This window comes from Hydrotalea sp. AMD (genome assembly GCF_004100315.1).
GTDB lineage: Bacteria > Bacteroidota > Bacteroidia > Chitinophagales > Chitinophagaceae > Hydrotalea > Hydrotalea flava.
This window is the reverse complement of sequence record NZ_SCKY01000028.1, coordinates 18,575-37,490: the sequence shown is the minus strand read 5'-3', so window position 1 is coordinate 37,490 and position 18,916 is coordinate 18,575. Positions and strand designations below refer to the sequence as shown.

The following is an 18,916-nucleotide window of genomic DNA, read 5'->3' as shown; positions in this document are numbered from 1 at the left end:
TAAAAGGGAATATTTTTATGGGGTAAAGGTACAGTTGATTACAACCAAAAATGGTATACCGGTTGAAATTTGTTTTTCACCTGGTAGCGAACATGATGTAGAAGCCTTGCAGAAAATGTTTATGGATCTGCCGCCAGAGAGCTCTTTATTTGGAGACAGTGCCTATACAGCATATGAATTAGAAGAATTATATAAAGAAACTGAGCTGATAGAGTTAAAAATATGCAGAAAATCAAACAGTAAAAAACCAGATAAACCTTATCATGCTTTTATTAAAAATGCAATGAGAAAACGTATAGAAACCACTATTAGTGAAATTGTAGAAATGACACCCCATTCTATTCACGCAGTCACTAAAGATGGATTCTTACTTAAAATATTACTATTCGTTTTAGCTTTTCAAGTAAAAGCAATCGTTTAAAATAGGAAACTTGAATTAATTATGTAACAAACAAACAGTTTTCGTGGCTACTTTTGCATTTAAAAAAAACAATTTGATATAATAATTGTAATTTTACTTTAGGCAACATGAAATATAGTTTATCATCCATACAGTTTAAAGCAATTTTCCTGTTAACCATATTCTCCCTGAATATGGTGGTGGGTTTTGCCTGTGCTATGGGGGTAGATATGGGGTTTAATGAGCACCATCATGAGGCTGAAGCGGAATTTTTTGTTCATACCAAAGGTCATCCACAACATCTGGAAGTTGTAGCACATCAACATGCGCATTCAGATTCAGACGGTAAAAATAATTGTTGTAATGATGAAGTATTGAAAATAGTACGGGCTGATAAAGTAGTTCCACAAGTTGTTAAGCAATTAAACCCGGTATTTTCTACTGCTTTTATAATCACTTACCCTGACACCATTATATTGCCTGCTTCACAGGTTAGTAAGTCTAACAAATATTTTGTGTGTGGTTATCACCCTCCCATTCCGGACATTCGAGTTGCTATTCAGAGTTTTCAAATATGATTTCATTTTATGTTTGTAGCATGATAAAGGCATACTTATGCCCCTACCTATTTTGTTAAACATAAAAATCAAACTAAAATGAAATCAATAATTCAGGAGCTGAAAAGCGTTATAAATATAAAAATGTTTTCAATTAAAAAATCATTTATAATGCTTGCCCTTATCGTCATGGCATTTGCTCAGAACAGCTTTTCACAAAGCAATACAAAAACACAGCCAGTTCAATTACTCAATACATATTATAAGCTTAAAGACGCTTTAGTAAACAGTAACCCTGTATTAGCGGCAAACAGTGCAGATGAATTGGTAAAAACCATAAATGGTGCCGATCTGCAAATAATGAATGATGCTGAAAAGGCAGGCCTGTTAAAAGAGGCTGTTGCTATTTCTCAATCAAAAGATATAAAACTGCAAAGGGAAAAATTTGCCACTTTATCGAACAATATGTTTGAGTTGGCAAAAAAAGTAAAGCTCTCTGCCGAGCCTATATACCAGCAATATTGTCCCATGAAAAAGGCTATATGGCTAAGTAATAATAAGGCAATCAAAAACCCATATTTTGGCAGTGCAATGCTTTCTTGCGGCAGCATAAAAGCAACTTTGTAATTGATTTGCCTGCATTGAACAATTCACATTTATTTTTGGAAAACGCATTTTAAAATCGATACTTAAAATATAAAAACAATTAAATATGAAAACATATATATCTTTAGTAATAATGGTTACGATAGCAGCCACTACCTTAGCCATTGCTGCCTGCAATACCGGCAACGATAAAACAACAACATCAAAAGAAAATGATAAAACCGGCGATACATCAATGGCCATGCACCAGCAGTTAACGAACCATGCAACAGGTACACAAAATGCTGCAATGTTCCCGATCAAAGCAATCATTGCAGGTTACCTGCAAATGAAGAATGCGCTGGCAAATGATAATGCAAATGATGCCGCTGCTGCAGGTAAATCCATCGTTGAACTTTTAAATAAAGTAAATCAATCAACTCTGTCTGCTGACCAAATGAAAGCATACGCAGATTTACATGACGATATAAAGGAAAATGCAGAACATATAGGTTCAAATGCAGATAAAATTAAACACCAGCGGGAACATTTTATGATGCTGAGTAGTGATATTTCAGACCTTATAAAAGCCTTTGGTAATAACGGACAAACTTTATATAAAGATTTTTGTCCAATGGCAAACAATGGTAAAGGAGCAATATGGATTAGCGAAACCAAAGATATTAAAAATCCTTATTTGGGAAAATCAATGCCTACTTGTGGTACAATAAAAGAAGAAATGAAATAACCATGCGCCCTACAAAAAAGTATATACTCATTTCTTTAGGTGCCATCTTAGTCCTGATTCAACTGATACAACCTGCCCGAAATAAAAGCGGGCAGGTCTTTCCTACAGATTTTAGTAAAATGTATGTTGTTCCGGATAATGTACACAAACTTTTAATAAATGCCTGTTACGATTGTCACAGCAACAATACCAGTTATCCATGGTATGCTAATTTTCAGCCGGTAGCATGGTTGATGGCGAATCATATAAAAAATGGTAAAGCAAACTTAAATTTAAGTGTGTTTGGCAGCTATGCACCACGCAGGCAAATTAGTAAGCTGAGAGATATGGCTGATCAGGTTCGAGATAATGAAATGCCTTTATTGTCATATAAAATAATACACAGGAAAGCCCGGCTTTCAAAAGAAGAAAGAATACAGCTTTCCCAATGGTTAAACAATATAGCCGATAGTCTTTTAGCAAAAAATTAATTTTTATGAAAACAATAAAGCAAATAATTTTTAAAATTTTTAAAGCAATTTTTATACACAAAAAAGATTGCTGCAAATAAAATTTATATTATGGAACAGCAACATCAAAACAATTTAATTAACCATGCCGGACATGCAATGGGCAATATGCAGCACACAAAAAAAACATCAATGGGTATGGCAGGGCATAATCACCATGCCATGATGATTGCAGATTTTAAAAAAAGGTTTTATGTGGTGCTTATCCTCTCCATTCCTATCATTTTGTTATCACCCATGATACAAAATTTTTTAGGAGCCAGCTGGCAATTTAAAGGATCGCAATACCTTCTGTTCGCTTTATCTACTATTGTTTTTTTATATGGTGGTTTCCCATTTTTAAAGGGATTGTTAGATGAAGTAAAAGCTAAGAGCCCGGGTATGATGTTTTTAATAGGCTTTGCCATAACGGTAGCATATATTTATAGTGTAGCCATTGTTTTCGGATTGAAGGGAATGGATTTTTTTTGGGAATTAACAACACTAATACTCATTATGCTGTTAGGGCATTGGATTGAAATGAAATCTATTGCAGGCGCTTCAAAGGAATTAGAATTATTAGTGCAGTTAATGCCAGCCGATGCACATATGGTAATGCCTGAAATGGTACATGATGTAAAAACCGATACACTAAAAGCAAACGATATTATTTTAGTAAAGCCCGGCGAGAAGGTTGCAGCAGATGGAATAATATTAGAAGGCGAAAGCTACCTCAACGAAAGTATGCTTACAGGTGAAAGTAAACCGGTACAAAAAGCAAAAGGTGATAAAGTAATTGCCGGTTCAATCAATGGTAATGGTTCCATTAAAGTTACAGTTTCACATACAGCAAGTGATTCTTACTTATCGCAGGTTATCAGGTTGGTAGATGATGCACAAAAATCAAAATCAAACACACAGTTATTAGCAGATAAAGCAGCAAAATGGTTAACGATTATTGCATTGGTTTCAGGTATTGGCACTTTTTTATTTTGGTATTTTACGGGGCAGTCTTTGGCATTTGCAATGGAAAGAATGGTAACGGTAATTGTTATTTGCTGCCCACATGCTTTGGGTTTGGCTGTTCCGTTGGTTGTGGCAAAATCAACAGCCCTATCCGCAAAAAATGGGTTACTCATTAAAAACAGAACAGCCTTTGAAAATGCAAGAAAAATAACTACAGTAGTATTTGATAAGACGGGTACATTAACTGAAGGAAAATTCAAAGTGTCGAAAATTGTGCCGCTGCATAAAAATTTAAGCGAAACTGAAATCATTCGAATGGCTGCCGCATTGGAGCAAAACTCAGAACATCCTATTGCAACGGGTATTATGCAAAAAATAAAAGACTTAGCCATCAAAGTACCGGCCGCAGATAACTTTAAAGCCATCACAGGAAAAGGTGTTAAGGCAATAGTTGAAGGAAAAAAAATAATGATAGTTAGTCCGGTTTATCTAAAAGAAAGCAAATTGGCCGTTCCAAAAGATTTTTCTACAAACGTAAGGGAAACGGTTGTATTTGTGATAATAGATGATGAATTGGCCGGATATATTGCTTTATCAGACGAAATACGATCTGAATCGGCCGAAGCAATAAAAGTATTAAAAGAAAATAATATTAAATCAATTCTGCTCACAGGTGATAACAGCAATGTTGCTAAAAGCGTAAGTGATACTTTAGGTATGGATAATTATATTGCCGAAGTATTGCCGCATCAAAAATTAGAGGAAATTAAAGCGTTGCAAAGTAAAGGTGAATTTGTTGCCATGACAGGTGACGGTGTGAATGATGCCCCTGCATTGGCCATTGCAGATGTAGGTATTGCTGTGGGTAGTGGCAGCGATATTGCTGCAGAGACTGCCGGTATAGTTTTAGTGAACAGCAATCCAAAAGATATTGTAAGCCTGATTTTATTTGGCAAAGCTACTCATCGTAAAATGGTACAGAATTTAATTTGGGCAACAGGTTACAATGTAATTGCGTTACCATTGGCAGCAGGAATTTTATACAAACACGGTATTTTATTAAGCCCGGCAGCAGGTGCAGCTTTAATGGCTGTTAGTACAATTGTAGTTGCCATCAATGCAAGTATGTTAAAAGTAAAAAATTATTAAAAATGGAAATTGTAAATCAAAAACAACATTGGGAAAGTATCTATATAACCAAAGAAGAAAAGGGTTTCAGTTGTTTTCAGAAATATCCTAAAACTTCAAAAGAATTTCTTTCATCTTTCTACAACTGCCAATATTATTGATATCGGTGGAGGTAACAGCCATTTTGTTGATGGTTTAATTAAATTAAATTATGAAAATATTTATGTATTGGATATTTCAGTCAATGCCATTGAAAGAGCCAAAAAACGATTGGGCGAAAATGCGGCAAAAGTAAATTGAATTGTTTCAGATGATACCGGGTTTGCACCTTCAGTAAAGTTCGATTTCTGGCACGATTGAGCAGCATTTCATTTTCTGATTCATGAAGATAAAATAGAAAAATGTGTACAAATCGCAGCACAATCAATCGTATCTGAAGGCTATTTGATATTAGGAATATTTGCAAAAGCAGACCTCAGAATTATAGTGGATTTGGAATAAAAGAATATTCATAAGATGCTATGGTTAAAGGGTTCGAGAACGATTTTTACAGAATAAAGTGTATCGGAGAAGCACATATCAAGCCATTCAATACGAAACAGAATTTTTTGTTTTGCAGTTTTTAAAAAAATAATACATAGAAATGAAAAAAATAATCTTAATAATATTGCTTTTTGCGTCTTATTCCTTCGCTCAGGCACAAGACATGAAAGGAATGGACATGCATCAAAAAGATATCGTAAAAAAACAGCAAATCACCTCGTATTATACTTGTGTGATGCATCCTGAAATTCATGCAGATAAACCAGGCAATTGTCCGAAGTGTGGAATGGTTTTGTATAAAAAAACAGTCAATACAGCAGCGCAAAAAACGCAATTGCCAAAGAAACAAACCATGCCGATGCCTTTAAAAGGCAGTACACAAAAACAAGACCTAAATAATATGGCAATGCCCATGCTAAAAATAGCACCTGCGAAAACCTTACAGAAAAGTGAGCCTCCAAAAACCGTGCGCTATGATTTATATGTAAGGGATACCATTGTAAATTTTACTGGTAAAGTAAAACATGCCATTGCAGTAAACGGACAGATACCCATGCCAACTCTTACTTTTACCGAAGGTGATACAGCAGAAATTTATGTACACAATGAACTCAATGAACCAACAGGATTGCACTGGCATGGTTTGTATGTACCCAATAAGGAAGATGGTGTTCCTTATCTTACCCAAATGCCTATTCAACCCCACACTACCTATCTATATAAGTTTCCAATCATTCAAAATGGCACCCACTGGTATCATAGTCACTTTGGATTGCAGGAACAAATAGGTATGTACGGATCATTGATTCTTAAAAAGAGAAATGATGATACCAGTTTCCGGCGGAGTATAGATGACTTGCCCGCAATTCCAATCGTATTAAGTGATTGGGCAGACATGAATCCCAGCGAAATTGATCGTAGTCTGCATGCAGCAACTGATTGGTTTGCAATAAAGAAAGGGACTACACAAAGTTATATTGAAGCCATTAAAAGTGGAAACTTTAAAACAAAACTAACCAATGAGTGGAAACGGATGAATGCAATGGATGTAAGTGATGTTGCTTACAACAAGTTCTTCATTAATGGGAAAAGTGAAAGTGAAATGCCACAGTTCAAGGCGGGCGATAAAGTCAGGCTTCGAATCTCAAACGGGTCAGCTTCTACTTATTTCTGGCTAACCTATTCAGGTGGTAAGATTACGGTAGTAGCGAACGATGGTAATGATGTAGAACCGGTTGAGGTTGATCGATTGATAATAGGGGTTTCAGAAACCTATGATGTCGTGGTAACAATACCTGACAATATGCAGTATGAATTTTTGGCAACGCCGGAAGACCGTACTAAATCTGCGTCATTATGGTTGGGCAGTGGTATGAAAATGCCAGCGAAAAAATTGCCTAAACTCAAATACTTTGCAGGAATGAAAATGATGAATGACATGATGGATATGAAGGGCAATATGGTTCAGATGGAAGGCATGAATATGCAAAATCAGGAGATGGATATGAATACGGTAATGTACCCGGAAATAACAGGATATGACAATATAAAGAAAAATAAAAGTAATGATTCCATGCAGATGCGCAAAGGTAAACAAATGCAGATGAATCATGGCAATCAAAGTATGGCTGGTATGGATATGAATGATGATAATCTGGATATTCAAACATTGAATTACGGCATGCTTCGTGCCACCCATCATACCGATTTACCTCCGGGGCCACTAAAAGAGTTGAACTTTGAATTAACCGGGAATATGAATCGGTATATGTGGAGTATCAACAATAAGGTATTATCTGAAGCAGATAAGATATTAATTAAAAAAGGTGAAAATGTTAGAATTATATTATATAATAATACTATGATGCGTCATCCTATGCATTTGCATGGTCATGATTTTCGTGTACTGAATGGGCAGGGTGATTACGCCCCTTTAAAAAATGTGTTAGACATCATGCCAATGGAAAGAGATACGATAGAATTTGCTGCAAATATGAGCGGCGACTGGTTTTTCCATTGCCATATATTATACCATATGATGAGTGGTATGGGAAGGGTATTTAGTTATGAAAATTCACCACCCAATCCGGAAATACCTAACCCAAAACTGGCACGAAGAAAATTATTTGCCGAAGGGAGAATGTTTCATACTATGGCCAGAATTGGTTTGGAAAGCAATGGGAGTGATGGGAATGTGATGCTTGCAAATACACGCTGGAAGGCAACTACCTTATGGAATCTGGGGCTAAACGATAAATTAGGATATGAAAGTGAAACTATGTTTGGCCGTTACCTTGGCAGAATGCAATGGTGGTTTCCTTACATTGGGTTTGATTATCATTATAAAGTAGAAGGCGGACCAAAAAATATTTTTGGTAGCGAAAAAAAGAATTGGTTTGGTCAAACAAGTGATAAACTAGATCGCCATACAATAGTAGCCGGTATTGCTTACACGCTGCCTTTGTTGTTTGTAGCTGATGCAAGAATTGATGGTAATGGTAAATTCCGGTTTCAGTTAAGCAGAGAAGATGTACCCATTAGTAAACGCCTGCGTTTTAATATGATGATAAATACTGATAAAGAATACATGGCAGGTTTCCGGTACATTGCCACCAAATATATTTCTTTATCTACTCATTATGATAGTGATATGGGTTTGGGTGCCGGGTTAACAATTACTTATTAATATATTATACTATTAACGTGTAGTGCTATTTAGCTCTGAAAAGCTTGCTGGGCATAAGTTTCAATAAAATAGGCTCAACAGCCATTAGTTATACAGCGTTTACTGAAACACCATTAGGCAATAAGTTTCAAGCGAAAACTGATTTTAATAGCACAACACGTTATATTATTAATATTTTAAAAAAAATAATTTAATATAATCAGAATTATATTATTTCAGACTATAATTAATGATGCGTAATAATAATACAGGTTGACTTGTTCGAAAAACCAACATGGGCTTAATGCTTAATATTACACAGACTAAAATCTGCTCTGTGTTAGCTGCTTGTATGTTTATTCATTGAACTGTAAAGTAAATATACTTCCTTTATAGATGATAGAATGTACCTGAATATCGCCCTTGTGTAATAGGGTAACTTGATTAAAGGTAAAGCTAATTAAAAGGCAAATTATCCAATTCTTCTGATATTATTATTCATAAAATTATACATGCAACAAAATAATTATAGCAGCTAAAATATTTCATACGGACTGCAATGGAAAAAATAATTTCAATGCTTCATTGAGTTTGATATTGCAAATACCCATTTTAAATGGATTGCAGGTACGTGCCAAAATAAGGCAGGCAAAAATTCAGGCCTATCAATCTCCTTTTTTATTAAAAACCACCAAAACCCAATTACAGCAATCAGTTTATGGTACTTATATCAATATGCAGCAGGCATCGCAACGGTTGCATGCACTGGAACAACAATATGCTGATTTCGAAAACTCTTTCCATGCTGCCACGGTAAAATTTGAAGCAGGTATAGGCACTTAAGTAGATTGTATCAAAGCAAAAAATAACCTGGATAATACAAAAAATAACCTTACTATTATCAGGTATGATGCGTTGCTGCAGCAAAAAATATTTGATTATTACCAGGGTTTATTTTCTTTCTAATTAAAGTTTTTTGGTTTGAATATATGGAAGCATAAAAATTTTTTTCTAAGCAGTTTTACATTCATAGCTGCTATTTTTAGCCGGCCATTCGTTTTCTTCAGCCTGTTGCAACTGCAGCAGGTTTTTTGCTGTATGTAGAAAGTCAATGTTAACAAATTGTAACCTTTTGGTTGTTTTGCTAAATGTTTACAATTTGTTAATCTCATTTATTTCAACCATACAATCATGCGCTGTTAGCTTTGCGACCTGATGAAACCTATGCATAACAGACTACTGAATTGTTTATTGTTGCTTTGCTTTGTATTACTGCAAAATACAGGAGTAAAAGCAGTTGCCTTATTGCATCCTTCAAAAGTGAATCATACTTTTTTCTCGCTGCAGGAAAAATCACCTGCCTTTTTATCCGTTTTTTCTTCACAACATTCACTGCCCACGCCATTAGCCATCATTCAAGATGTTATAGATGGCGATGATGATTCGGATAGGGACTTGAATCCATGTTATTCTCAGGTATCAATGGTACATTGTAAAATGCCGGTATCTGTTTGTTCAATCTTATATGGCTTGCCTGTTTTTTTTCCGTCAAAAAGCACATTACATTCCACATTACTTTTTCGCATTGGTTCACTCAGAATTTGATGCAAGCACTTGCCACTTAGGCATTTTTCCATTCTAACTTTTATATTTTTTCTATATCAACTACTAAAACAAACCTTTATTTATGCGCAGCAATTTTACAGTGCTAACAGCATTTATCATCTGCCTTTTAATGGCCATTGTACCGGTGGCAGGCCAGTCACAGGACATCAACATTATTAACGGTAAAGTATTGGATGCACAGGATCAAACACCTATTGTGGGTGCCAGTGTTTCTATCAGTACAACTCAAAAAGGAACAGTTACGGATGCACAAGGTAATTTTACCCTGAGTGTCAATGCCAATGCTGTTTTAATAATTACATATGTGGGTTATGCACCCGAAAAATTTCCATTAAGGGGCAGGAAGAACATTACCATTGCCTTACAGAAAGAAGTAAAATCATTGAATGAAGTGGTGGTAACCGCATTGGGCATTAGTAAACAATCCAAAGCATTGGGCTATGCAGTACAATCGGTAAATACCCGTCAAATTACTCAGGCGGAAGATCCCAACTTAATTAACAACTTAAGCGGAAAAATTGCAGGTGTATATATTACCAATGGCGGTGCTGGTGTTGGTTCTACATCACGAATTGTTATAAGGGGAGAAAATTCATTCAGCGGCACCAATCAACCTTTGTTTGTAGTAGATGGGGTGCCTATAAATAATGAAACATATTTTAACAATGCCATAGAAAATTCAGCTAATCAGGGTACATGGGCTGAGGTAGATTATGGTAATGGCGCAGCAGAAATTAATCCGAACGATATTGCAAAAGTAACCGTGTTAAAAGGTTCTACAGCAGCAGCATTATATGGTTCAAGAGCAGCCAATGGTGCCATTGTACTGACTACAAAAAAAGGTACACCCGAAAAAGGAATGCAAGGCATTAGTTTCAATTCAACAACAACATTTGAAACGCCTTTAAAATTACCTCGTTTGCAAAATCAATATGGTGCAGGTATTAATGCTTATCCTTTATCCGGCAATCCGAGTACGTATACTTATCAGAATGGCGGTGCTTCTAATGAAAACAATATACCGAATTGGGGTTTAAAATTTGATCCAACCTTAAATGTGGTGCAATTTGATAGTCCTATTTCAGGCACACCCTATCAGGCGGCCGATTTGGTTGCACGTAGCATTAATCCGGGTTTAACGCCACAGGGTACACCATGGGTTGGCCATGCCGATCATTTTAAAAATTTTTTACAAACTGGTATCACTACCCAAAATAATATTGGTTTTGGTGGTGTAAGTGACAAGGGAAGTTATCACTTTTCTATCAGCAATTTATATAACAGAGGTATTTTACCAAATACTGATTTAAGAAGGAATGGTATTTCTTTAAGAACAGAGCATAAGTATAGTGATAAGCTGACTTCAGATGTTTTTATCGATTTCATTAACAGCAACAGCAGCAATCGGCCCAATATTGGGTATGGTTCTGAAAGTGTAATGTATACTTACTTTGGGGTTTATGGCATGCCAATTAACATTGATTTGAACTCTTTGAAAAAACAATGGCAAACAGGTCGTACCAATTTAAATCAGTTTCGTTACTGGAATAACCACGACAATCCTTATGTAACAATGTATGACAACGTAAATAGTTTTAATAAAAACCGTTTAATTGGAAACGCTTCATTGAAATATGCGTTTAATAAACAGTGGACAGCAATGGTGCGTACCGGCACAGATTATTATACCGACCACAGAGAAGGACACCGTGCGTTTACTACTGTTCGTTTCCCCAGTGGTGGCTTTAGAACGGATGATATTAATTATTTTGAAAACAATACCGATTTCTTAGTTAGCTATAACAAAAAACACAGCAATATCTGGAATTTTGACGCATCAGTAGGGGGTAACCGATTTATGCAGAATGTATCATATAATAGAAATATTGCCAACACATTAATTACCCCGGGTTTATACAATTTCTCAAATGCGCAAAGCCAGTTGCCTACTTTTTTTCAACAATTTAATAAAGTAGTATACAGTGCTTACGGTTTTGCAGATGTTGATTATAAAGGTCTGTTGTTCTTAAACGTTACCGGTAGAAATGATATATCCAGTACTTTACCGGTAAATCACAATTCATTCTTTTATCCTTCTGCTTCATTAAGTGCCATTGTATCTGATATGGTAAGGCTGCCTGCTGCTATTTCATATTTAAAAGTAAGAGCCTCTGTTGCCAAAGTAGGCCGCGATGCGGATCCTTATTCTATTAACAATACCTATCTTACCAATACCCCATTCAACAATTATCCGCTAACAACAGGCAATAATGTACTGGCCAACAACAATCTGTTGCCTTCTTCTACTACTACCACAGAAGCAGGTTTTGAAGCCCGTTTCCTGAATAACAGAATTGGTATTGATGCAACAGTGTATAATTCCAATACCAAAAATGAAGTAGTGCAATTGCCTATCCCTGTTTCCTCAGGTTATTCAAATGCTTATGTAAATGGAGCATCTATTAACAACAAGGGTATTGAAATTATGATCAATGCTTCACCCATTCGTTCTAAAACGCCCAATGGTTTTAACTGGGATATGAATTTGAACTTTAGTCATAATATTTCAAAAGTGACAGCATTGCCTGATGGTATCAATACATATGTATATGCACAGGTAACACAGTACGACCGCTACTTCCGTGCTATTCAATATGATGCGGTTGTTGGTCAAAGAATTGGTAATATGTATGGGAATGTTTTTGTAAGAGACCCTCAGGGAAATATTGTTTATAAAAATGGCGTACCTCAATTTACTTCCAGTCAAAATTCATTATTGGGTAATTATAATCCTGATTTTGTGTTGGGATGGACCAACAATTTTACTTACAAAAATTTCAATATGAGTTTTGTATGGGATTGGCACCAGGGCGGTAAATTTTATTCCTACACTGCTTTGGGGGTTTTGGCCGGTGGTATGTCGGTTGAAACTTTACCCGGCAGAGAAACAGGTATTATTGGTAAAGGTGTGATGCAGGATGCCAGCGGAAAATATGTACCTAATAATGTTAGGGTAGATGCTGCAACTTATTACAATGGATATTATAATGCTTCGAATAACGAAGCCTTTATGTACAATGCTACCTATGTTAAATTAAGAGAATTTAGAATTGGTTATACTTTCAAGAATTTGTTTGGTGCTACTTCTAAAGCCAACATGAATCTTTCATTTGTAGCAAGAAATATATTAGAGTTTACCCAAAATAAAGATGTAGATCCTGAAACACTGGCATTAAGAGGACAACAAATATTACCTGGTACAGAATTTTTAAGTATCCCTTCTACCAAAAGTATGGGTTTATCGTTAGGATTAAACTTTTAATTAAATAAAACATTGATTTATGAAAAAAATATTTTTGAATACAGGCAAGTTAATGATAGCAATTTTGCTGTTTAGTTCCTGTTCTAAAGAATTACAAACGGTAAATATCAATCCGAATAATTTAGAAAAACCGGATGCCACTACTTTGCTTTCCAATACTGTTGTTTCTTTGTTCTACAATAATGCAAATATTGTATGGACACTCGGTAATGGGTATAATCAATACATGACGTACAGTCAATCCTACTATGACCAGCCAACCCGTTACCAACCCGTTACCAATGAACCCTATTGGATTCCTTTATATGAAACTGCAAGAGATGCCAATACATTATATGGACTGGCAGTAAGGCAAAACAATCCATTATTACAGGCTGCTGCATTAACTTTGCGTTCTTATGCATTTGCACAATTAACCGAATTGTGGGGCGATATTCCTTTTACACAAGCCTTACAAGGTGCATCCGGTGTATACACACCTGTATATGATAATCAGCAAACAGTGTATACCGATCCTGCTGCAGGAATCATCCCTTCTTTGAGAAGAGCCGATAGTTTATTAAAAGCCAATCCTTCCGGTTTAATTAGTGGCGACATGTTATTCAATTCAAACACCATGGCCTGGCGCAGATTCATTAATGCGTTGCGTTTGCGATATTTATTGCGGGTATCTTCTAAATTAAGCGTAAGTGCAGAAATGCAGGCCATTGTAAATGATGGTGCCATTATGCAAAATGCATCACAAAGTGGTACTTTGGCATTGCCAACTACAACCCCTTATAACTTTGTGAGCTTAACAGAGCGTACAGGTGATTTTCAGGTAAAATACATGAACAACCTTTTGTATAATACTTTTGTAAACACTACAGATACTGCCAGAATTATGGCATATTTTGCTCCCAATTCGCTTACTGCAAGTGGTGCACCTTTTAATTTTACCAATTACGGCGGATTGCCATTGGTGGTAGATGCTACCAACTCTCAAACAGCTCAGGCTTCTAACTTCAATAGTAGTTTTACAAAAGGAACCAACGTTAATTTAATTAAAGCCAGAATTATTACTTATGCAGAGCAGCAATTTATATTAGCAGAAGCAGCTTTAAAAGGTTTTATTGCCGGCAGTGCACAAAACTATTATAACAGCGGCGTATTGGGTGCTTATGCCGAAATTGGTATTGACCCCAATACAGCAACCAATTATTTAACCCATGCCGGCGTAGCTTTTGATAACAGCAGTATGGCTAACTCAATGAAACAAATCATTACCCAAAAATGGCTGGCTAATATTAACAATGGTTTTGAAGGATGGATTGAATACAGAAGAACAGGATTTCCTGCATTTGATCCTGGTGGTTCTGTTAACTTAAATAACGGAGTGATACCAACCCGGTTTTTATATCCAACTTCTGAAAAAAATATTAATACAAAAAATTATAATGCAGAAATTCAATTAATGGGTGGCCAGGAAATAACAACTTACAAAGCCTGGTGGGAAAAATAAAGTACCATACCAATTGCTTTCTACAACCTGTTGCATCCGCAGCAGGTTTTTTTATGCTTGGAATAATAAGCCAACTTGAAAGTGCTATGCCAACAATTCAAATTTGCTTCAGAATTCATGGGTTAATTTGTATATTGAAAATGAAAGACTTTTTTTAAACATCATATTGCATTATGAAGCTACTGATTATAGAAGATGAAATAACACTGAACAAAACCATGACCGGCTTTTTAACCGCAGCAGGCTATCTATGCGAAACAGTTACCAACTATAACGATGCTATTGAAAAAATTGATTTGTATGAATATGATTGTATTGTGTTAGATATTATGCTGCCAGGCGGTTCCGGTTTAGAACTGTTGCAATATTTAAAAACCAACAAAAAAAACGACGGAGTTATTATAATTTCAGCCAAAGATTCATTAGATGATAAAATTACCGGTCTGCAATTGGGGGCAGATGATTATCTAACCAAACCTTTTCATTTACCCGAATTAAGTATGCGGGTAGCAGCCATTATACGGCGAAAAAAAATGGATGGACATAATATCCTGAATATTGGCAACTGGCTGTTCATAGATACCATTGCACAAAAAGTTACGGTACAACAGCAGGAAATTGAGTTAACACAGAAAGAATACCAGTTGCTGCTGTTCTTTGTGGTGAATAAAAACAGGGTATTGTCTAAAAGTGCCATTGCCCAGCATTTGTGGGGCGATGATATGGACTTGGCCGATCATTATGATTTTATTTACACGCATATCAAAAATTTACGTAAAAAGATGATGGCAGCTGGCGGGGAAGATTGTATTCGTTCTATTTATGGTGCCGGATATAAAATGCAGGTTGACTAATACATGTATCATTTTAAATATGATCAACTAAAAACGAATCGTACGCAATCATGAAATCATTTGCCGCGTATCAACGCTTTAATACCTTGACTGCTATTATTATTCTTTTAATGGGCAGTATTGCTTTTTATGGCGTTTTGCAATATGTGCTCATTCGGCAATTAGATGAAAGCCTGAAGGCTGAACAACAGGAAGTTTCTGCCTATGTGCAACAATATCATCAGTTACCTGTAATACAAAATACCAAAAACCAATGGATTATTGTAGACAGTAACGTAATTGCATTGCCTAAACACAAATTCAGAACCATAACTGCATTTAATAAGGCTGAGCAGGAAATGCGGGAAATACGGCAATTGCAATTTCACTTGCAGGTAGGTAATCGTCATTATCTGGTACAAGTCAATAAATCGCAGGCAGAAACGGAAGATTTATTGCAATTGATAGCCATATTGGCATTTGGAATGATTGCTTTGCTTTTGGTACTGAATTTTTTTGTGAACAGAAAATTGGTCAATAAATTATTTAAACCTTTTCAACAAACGATTACGGCCATTCGCGAATACAAAATTGGTCAATCGCAACCCTTGCAGTTGCCTGGCAGCCCTATAACTGAAATTCATTTGCTAAATGGTAGTTTAAATGAAATGTCGCAACGCATTTATACCGAATATCGTTCTTTAAAATCTTTTACCGAAAATGCAGCACATGAAATGCAAACACCGCTGGCCGTTATCCGTTCTTCTATTGAAAGTATGATACAGCAAAATAATTTAGATGAACTTGGTGTTCAACAACTGATGGCCATTGACGATAATATGCAGAAGTTAATTAAACTGCATCAGTCATTATTGCTGTTGGCTAAAATTGAAAACAATCAGTTTGCATTGAATGAAACAGTACACTTAGATCAGATTATCCGGAATAAATGTGAAGAAAAAGCTGCTTTTATAGAAGCCAGACAATTAACCATACAACGGCAATTGGTACCCGTTACAGTATTGTTTCATCAACAGTTAACAGAAATACTCATCAATAATTTGCTGAACAATGCCATTCGGTATACTGCACAAAATGGACAAATTACCATTGTATTAACTGCAAATAGTTTTACCATTCGTAACACAGCTACACAGGGTAGTTTAGATACAGAAAAGGTATTTAAACGATTTTACCGGCCACAGCAGCAAACCGAAGGAACGGGTTTGGGCCTGGCAATTGTACATGAAATATGCCGATTGGCAGAATGGCATATACAATATACATTTGAGCAAAACGAACATTGTTTTATTATTCAATTTGTTAATCAGGAGGAGAAAATATAATGGGAAAGCAATTATTCGTCATCATCGGCAGTTTGCTATGTTTGGGATGGGCGCAGGCACAGCAAAAAAACCTTCCATTTTTTGTGAATGCCGCCATTGAAAACAGTCCGCTTTTGAAAGATTACCACAATCAACAGTTAAGCAATATCATAGACAGTCTTCGTATTCATGCCATCTATCAACCACAAATCAATGCCATCAGTGTAAATACGTATGCGCCTTCTTATCAGGGTTGGGGCTATGATGGTGCTATTACCAACGGTGCCAATGTTGCGCAACAACTTACTGCCAACAAGCTGCTGATTGGTAAAGAAAACATGCAAAACCAGCAACAGGCTATTCAACTGTTAAATCAAAGTTTACAAGTGGCGGGTAAAATAACAGAGCAGGATATTACCAAAGCCATAACTGCTCAATATATTACGGCCTATGGCACACAGCAGCAAATTCAGTTCAATAAAGAATTGGTTGATTTGTTGAAAAAAGAAGAAGTGATTCTGAAAAAATTAACCGAATCAGGTATCTACAAACAAACTGATTATTTAAGTTTTTTAGTAACCATTCAGCAGCAGGATTTATTGATTCATCAATTGCACATTCAGTTTAGCAATGAATATGGTACGCTCAATTATTTATGCGGCTTAACAGATACGGCTTACACTGTATTGCAAAAACCGGATATTCAACTAGTATTAACACCGGAAATAGAACAAACAGTTTTTTACAAACAGTTTTTTGTAGATAGTTTAAAACTGAAAAACAGTGATGCACAAATTGATTTTAGTTATAAACCAAAAGTTAGTTTGTATGCAGATGCGGGCTATCTCTCATCTTTTGCTTACCGGGCTTATAAAAATTTTGGAACCAGCTTTGGTGTATCGATTATATGGCCCATTTATGATGGGAAGCAAAGAAAAATGAAACACGATAAAATTGCCATTGCCGAACAAACCCGTCAGCAATATCGCGATTATTTTAAAGTACAGTTTCAGCAGCAAATTGCACAATTGGCCCAACAACTACAATCGGTGCAGGAACTGATTAATGAAACCAATACGCAAATAAAATATACGCAAATATTAATTGAGGCAAACCGGAAGTTACTGCAAACCGGTGATGTAGTGATGCCGAATTATATTTTAGCTATTGGCAATTATTTGAATGCGAAAAATTTAATTACACAAAATACCATCAATAAATTACAGATTATTAACCAAATTAATTACTGGAACAGAAACTAAACAATTATGATGTTGAAAAAATATATACTTGTTTCATTTTTTGCATTTGCTATGGTAATGCAGGCTTGCAAAGAGAAACCCCCCGATGCAAATACAACGCTTGTTGCCGATGCCGCTACCGGCACACCGGTTACCATTACCCATCCTATTAAGGGTATGATGCAGGAAACTGTTACCCTGAATGCTGTTTCTGCTTTTTTATTGAAGAGTTTTGTGAAAGCCAATGCCAACGGCTATTTACAACAGGTAAATATTCATTTGGGCCAATATGTACAAAAGGGCGAAACCTTATTTGTGATTACTACCAAAGAAGCAAGGGCATTGGGTAATACCATTAATGCATTAGATACTTCTTTGCAGTTTTCAGGAACCATTGCCATACATGCACCGGGGAATGGTTATATTACCCAGCTCAATTACCATGCTGGCGATTATGTGCTAGATGGAGAGCCATTGGCAGCAATTACCGATAACAGGAGTTTTGTGTTTTTATTAGACCTGCCTTATGAATTGAAGCCCTATCTTCCACAAAATAAAATGGTACATTTATTATTACCCGATGGTACACAACTAACAGGTACAATGGGTACTCCGTTACCTACAGTAGATCCTGCGGCACAAACACAAAGCTTCATCATCAGGATAAATACCAATAAACAAATACCAGAAAATTTAATTGCTAAAGTAAACCTGATAAAACTTCAAAAAATGAATACATTATCGCTTCCAAAAGCAGCCGTGTTAAGCGATGAAGTGCAAAGTAATTTTTGGGTAATGAAAATGATAGATAGCATTACTGCAATAAAAGTGCAGGTACAAAAAGGTGTTGAAACGAATGATGCCGTGGAAATAATTACCCCTGCTTTTAAAACTACCGATAGTATTCTTGTAAAAGGGAATTACGGTTTGCCGGATACTGCAAAAGTGATGATTCTGTCAACTCCATTGAAAAAATAAGTAATATTTC

Annotated in this window: 15 protein-coding genes; all 15 read left to right on the top strand. The window is 35.9% G+C overall.

Annotated elements, in window-relative coordinates; translation table 11 throughout:
• Positions 1–421: transposase (locus EO766_RS15920; RefSeq protein WP_287100932.1), on the top strand; the 421-nt coding region annotated here is incomplete at its 5' end.
• 107 nt (positions 422–528) lie between these two features.
• A complete protein-coding gene (locus tag EO766_RS15915; RefSeq protein ID WP_074420425.1) occupies positions 529–978 on the top strand; it encodes a hypothetical protein in 450 nt (149 codons plus the stop codon).
• Positions 979–1,056: 78 nt separating this feature from the next.
• Positions 1,057–1,584: a DUF3347 domain-containing protein gene (locus tag EO766_RS15910; RefSeq protein ID WP_287101518.1), complete on the top strand. Its 528-nt coding sequence runs from the start codon at positions 1,057–1,059 to the stop codon at positions 1,582–1,584.
• An 85-nt stretch (positions 1,585–1,669) separates the two neighbouring features.
• A complete protein-coding gene (locus EO766_RS15905) occupies positions 1,670–2,290 on the top strand; it encodes a DUF3347 domain-containing protein (RefSeq protein WP_074417942.1) in 621 nt (206 codons plus the stop codon).
• A 2-nt stretch (positions 2,291–2,292) separates the two neighbouring features.
• Positions 2,293–2,760: a heme-binding domain-containing protein gene (locus EO766_RS15900; RefSeq protein ID WP_074417943.1), complete on the top strand. Its 468-nt coding sequence runs from the start codon at positions 2,293–2,295 to the stop codon at positions 2,758–2,760.
• Between the two features lie 90 nt (positions 2,761–2,850).
• On the top strand, positions 2,851–4,893 hold the full coding sequence (locus EO766_RS15895) for a copper-translocating P-type ATPase (protein WP_074420426.1): 2,043 nt from the start codon (positions 2,851–2,853) through the stop codon (positions 4,891–4,893).
• 622 nt (positions 4,894–5,515) lie between these two features.
• The gene (locus EO766_RS15890) at positions 5,516–8,101 is read left to right on the top strand and encodes a multicopper oxidase domain-containing protein (RefSeq protein ID WP_081301326.1); all 2,586 of its coding nucleotides are present in this window, start codon (positions 5,516–5,518) and stop codon (positions 8,099–8,101) included.
• A 564-nt stretch (positions 8,102–8,665) separates the two neighbouring features.
• Complete coding sequence (locus EO766_RS15885) at positions 8,666–8,923, top strand: TolC family protein (protein ID WP_074420427.1); 258 nt, start codon at positions 8,666–8,668, stop codon at positions 8,921–8,923.
• Positions 8,924–9,304: 381 nt separating this feature from the next.
• The gene (locus EO766_RS15880) at positions 9,305–9,685 is read left to right on the top strand and encodes a hypothetical protein (protein ID WP_287101517.1); all 381 of its coding nucleotides are present in this window, start codon (positions 9,305–9,307) and stop codon (positions 9,683–9,685) included.
• Between the two features lie 82 nt (positions 9,686–9,767).
• Positions 9,768–13,028, top strand: a complete 3,261-nt coding sequence (locus tag EO766_RS15875; protein WP_074420548.1) for a SusC/RagA family TonB-linked outer membrane protein — start codon at positions 9,768–9,770, stop codon at positions 13,026–13,028.
• Positions 13,029–13,047: 19 nt separating this feature from the next.
• A complete protein-coding gene (locus EO766_RS15870; RefSeq protein WP_218331537.1) occupies positions 13,048–14,529 on the top strand; it encodes a SusD/RagB family nutrient-binding outer membrane lipoprotein in 1,482 nt (493 codons plus the stop codon).
• Positions 14,530–14,702: 173 nt separating this feature from the next.
• Positions 14,703–15,383: a response regulator transcription factor gene (locus EO766_RS15865; RefSeq protein WP_068246340.1), complete on the top strand. Its 681-nt coding sequence runs from the start codon at positions 14,703–14,705 to the stop codon at positions 15,381–15,383.
• 50 nt (positions 15,384–15,433) lie between these two features.
• Complete coding sequence (locus tag EO766_RS15860; RefSeq protein WP_287101516.1) at positions 15,434–16,708, top strand: sensor histidine kinase; 1,275 nt, start codon at positions 15,434–15,436, stop codon at positions 16,706–16,708.
• The gene (locus EO766_RS15855) at positions 16,708–17,949 is read left to right on the top strand and encodes a TolC family protein (RefSeq protein ID WP_218331541.1); all 1,242 of its coding nucleotides are present in this window, start codon (positions 16,708–16,710) and stop codon (positions 17,947–17,949) included. The genes EO766_RS15860 and EO766_RS15855 overlap by 1 nt, the downstream gene beginning before the upstream one ends.
• A gap of 6 nt (positions 17,950–17,955) precedes the next feature.
• A complete protein-coding gene (locus EO766_RS15850; RefSeq protein WP_287101514.1) occupies positions 17,956–18,906 on the top strand; it encodes an efflux RND transporter periplasmic adaptor subunit in 951 nt (316 codons plus the stop codon).
• The last annotated feature ends 10 nt before the right edge of the window (positions 18,907–18,916 follow it).

Bases quoted from the DNA above. Each gene is read 5' to 3' on its own strand.
- EO766_RS15875 (WP_074420548.1), top strand. From the start codon at position 9,768: ATGCGCAGCAATTTTACAGTGCTAACAGCATTTATCATCTGCCTTTTA.
- EO766_RS15915 (WP_074420425.1), top strand. From the start codon at position 529: ATGAAATATAGTTTATCATCCATACAGTTTAAAGCAATTTTCCTGTTA.
- EO766_RS15850 (WP_287101514.1), top strand. From the start codon at position 17,956: ATGATGTTGAAAAAATATATACTTGTTTCATTTTTTGCATTTGCTATG.
- EO766_RS15900 (WP_074417943.1), top strand. From the start codon at position 2,293: ATGCGCCCTACAAAAAAGTATATACTCATTTCTTTAGGTGCCATCTTA.
- EO766_RS15855 (WP_218331541.1), top strand. From the start codon at position 16,708: ATGGGAAAGCAATTATTCGTCATCATCGGCAGTTTGCTATGTTTGGGA.
- EO766_RS15910 (WP_287101518.1), top strand. From the start codon at position 1,057: ATGAAATCAATAATTCAGGAGCTGAAAAGCGTTATAAATATAAAAATG.
- EO766_RS15905 (WP_074417942.1), top strand. From the start codon at position 1,670: ATGAAAACATATATATCTTTAGTAATAATGGTTACGATAGCAGCCACT.
- EO766_RS15865 (WP_068246340.1), top strand. From the start codon at position 14,703: ATGAAGCTACTGATTATAGAAGATGAAATAACACTGAACAAAACCATG.
- EO766_RS15890 (WP_081301326.1), top strand. From the start codon at position 5,516: ATGAAAAAAATAATCTTAATAATATTGCTTTTTGCGTCTTATTCCTTC.
- EO766_RS15860 (WP_287101516.1), top strand. From the start codon at position 15,434: ATGAAATCATTTGCCGCGTATCAACGCTTTAATACCTTGACTGCTATT.
- EO766_RS15870 (WP_218331537.1), top strand. From the start codon at position 13,048: ATGAAAAAAATATTTTTGAATACAGGCAAGTTAATGATAGCAATTTTG.
- EO766_RS15880 (WP_287101517.1), top strand. From the start codon at position 9,305: ATGCATAACAGACTACTGAATTGTTTATTGTTGCTTTGCTTTGTATTA.
- EO766_RS15895 (WP_074420426.1), top strand. From the start codon at position 2,851: ATGGAACAGCAACATCAAAACAATTTAATTAACCATGCCGGACATGCA.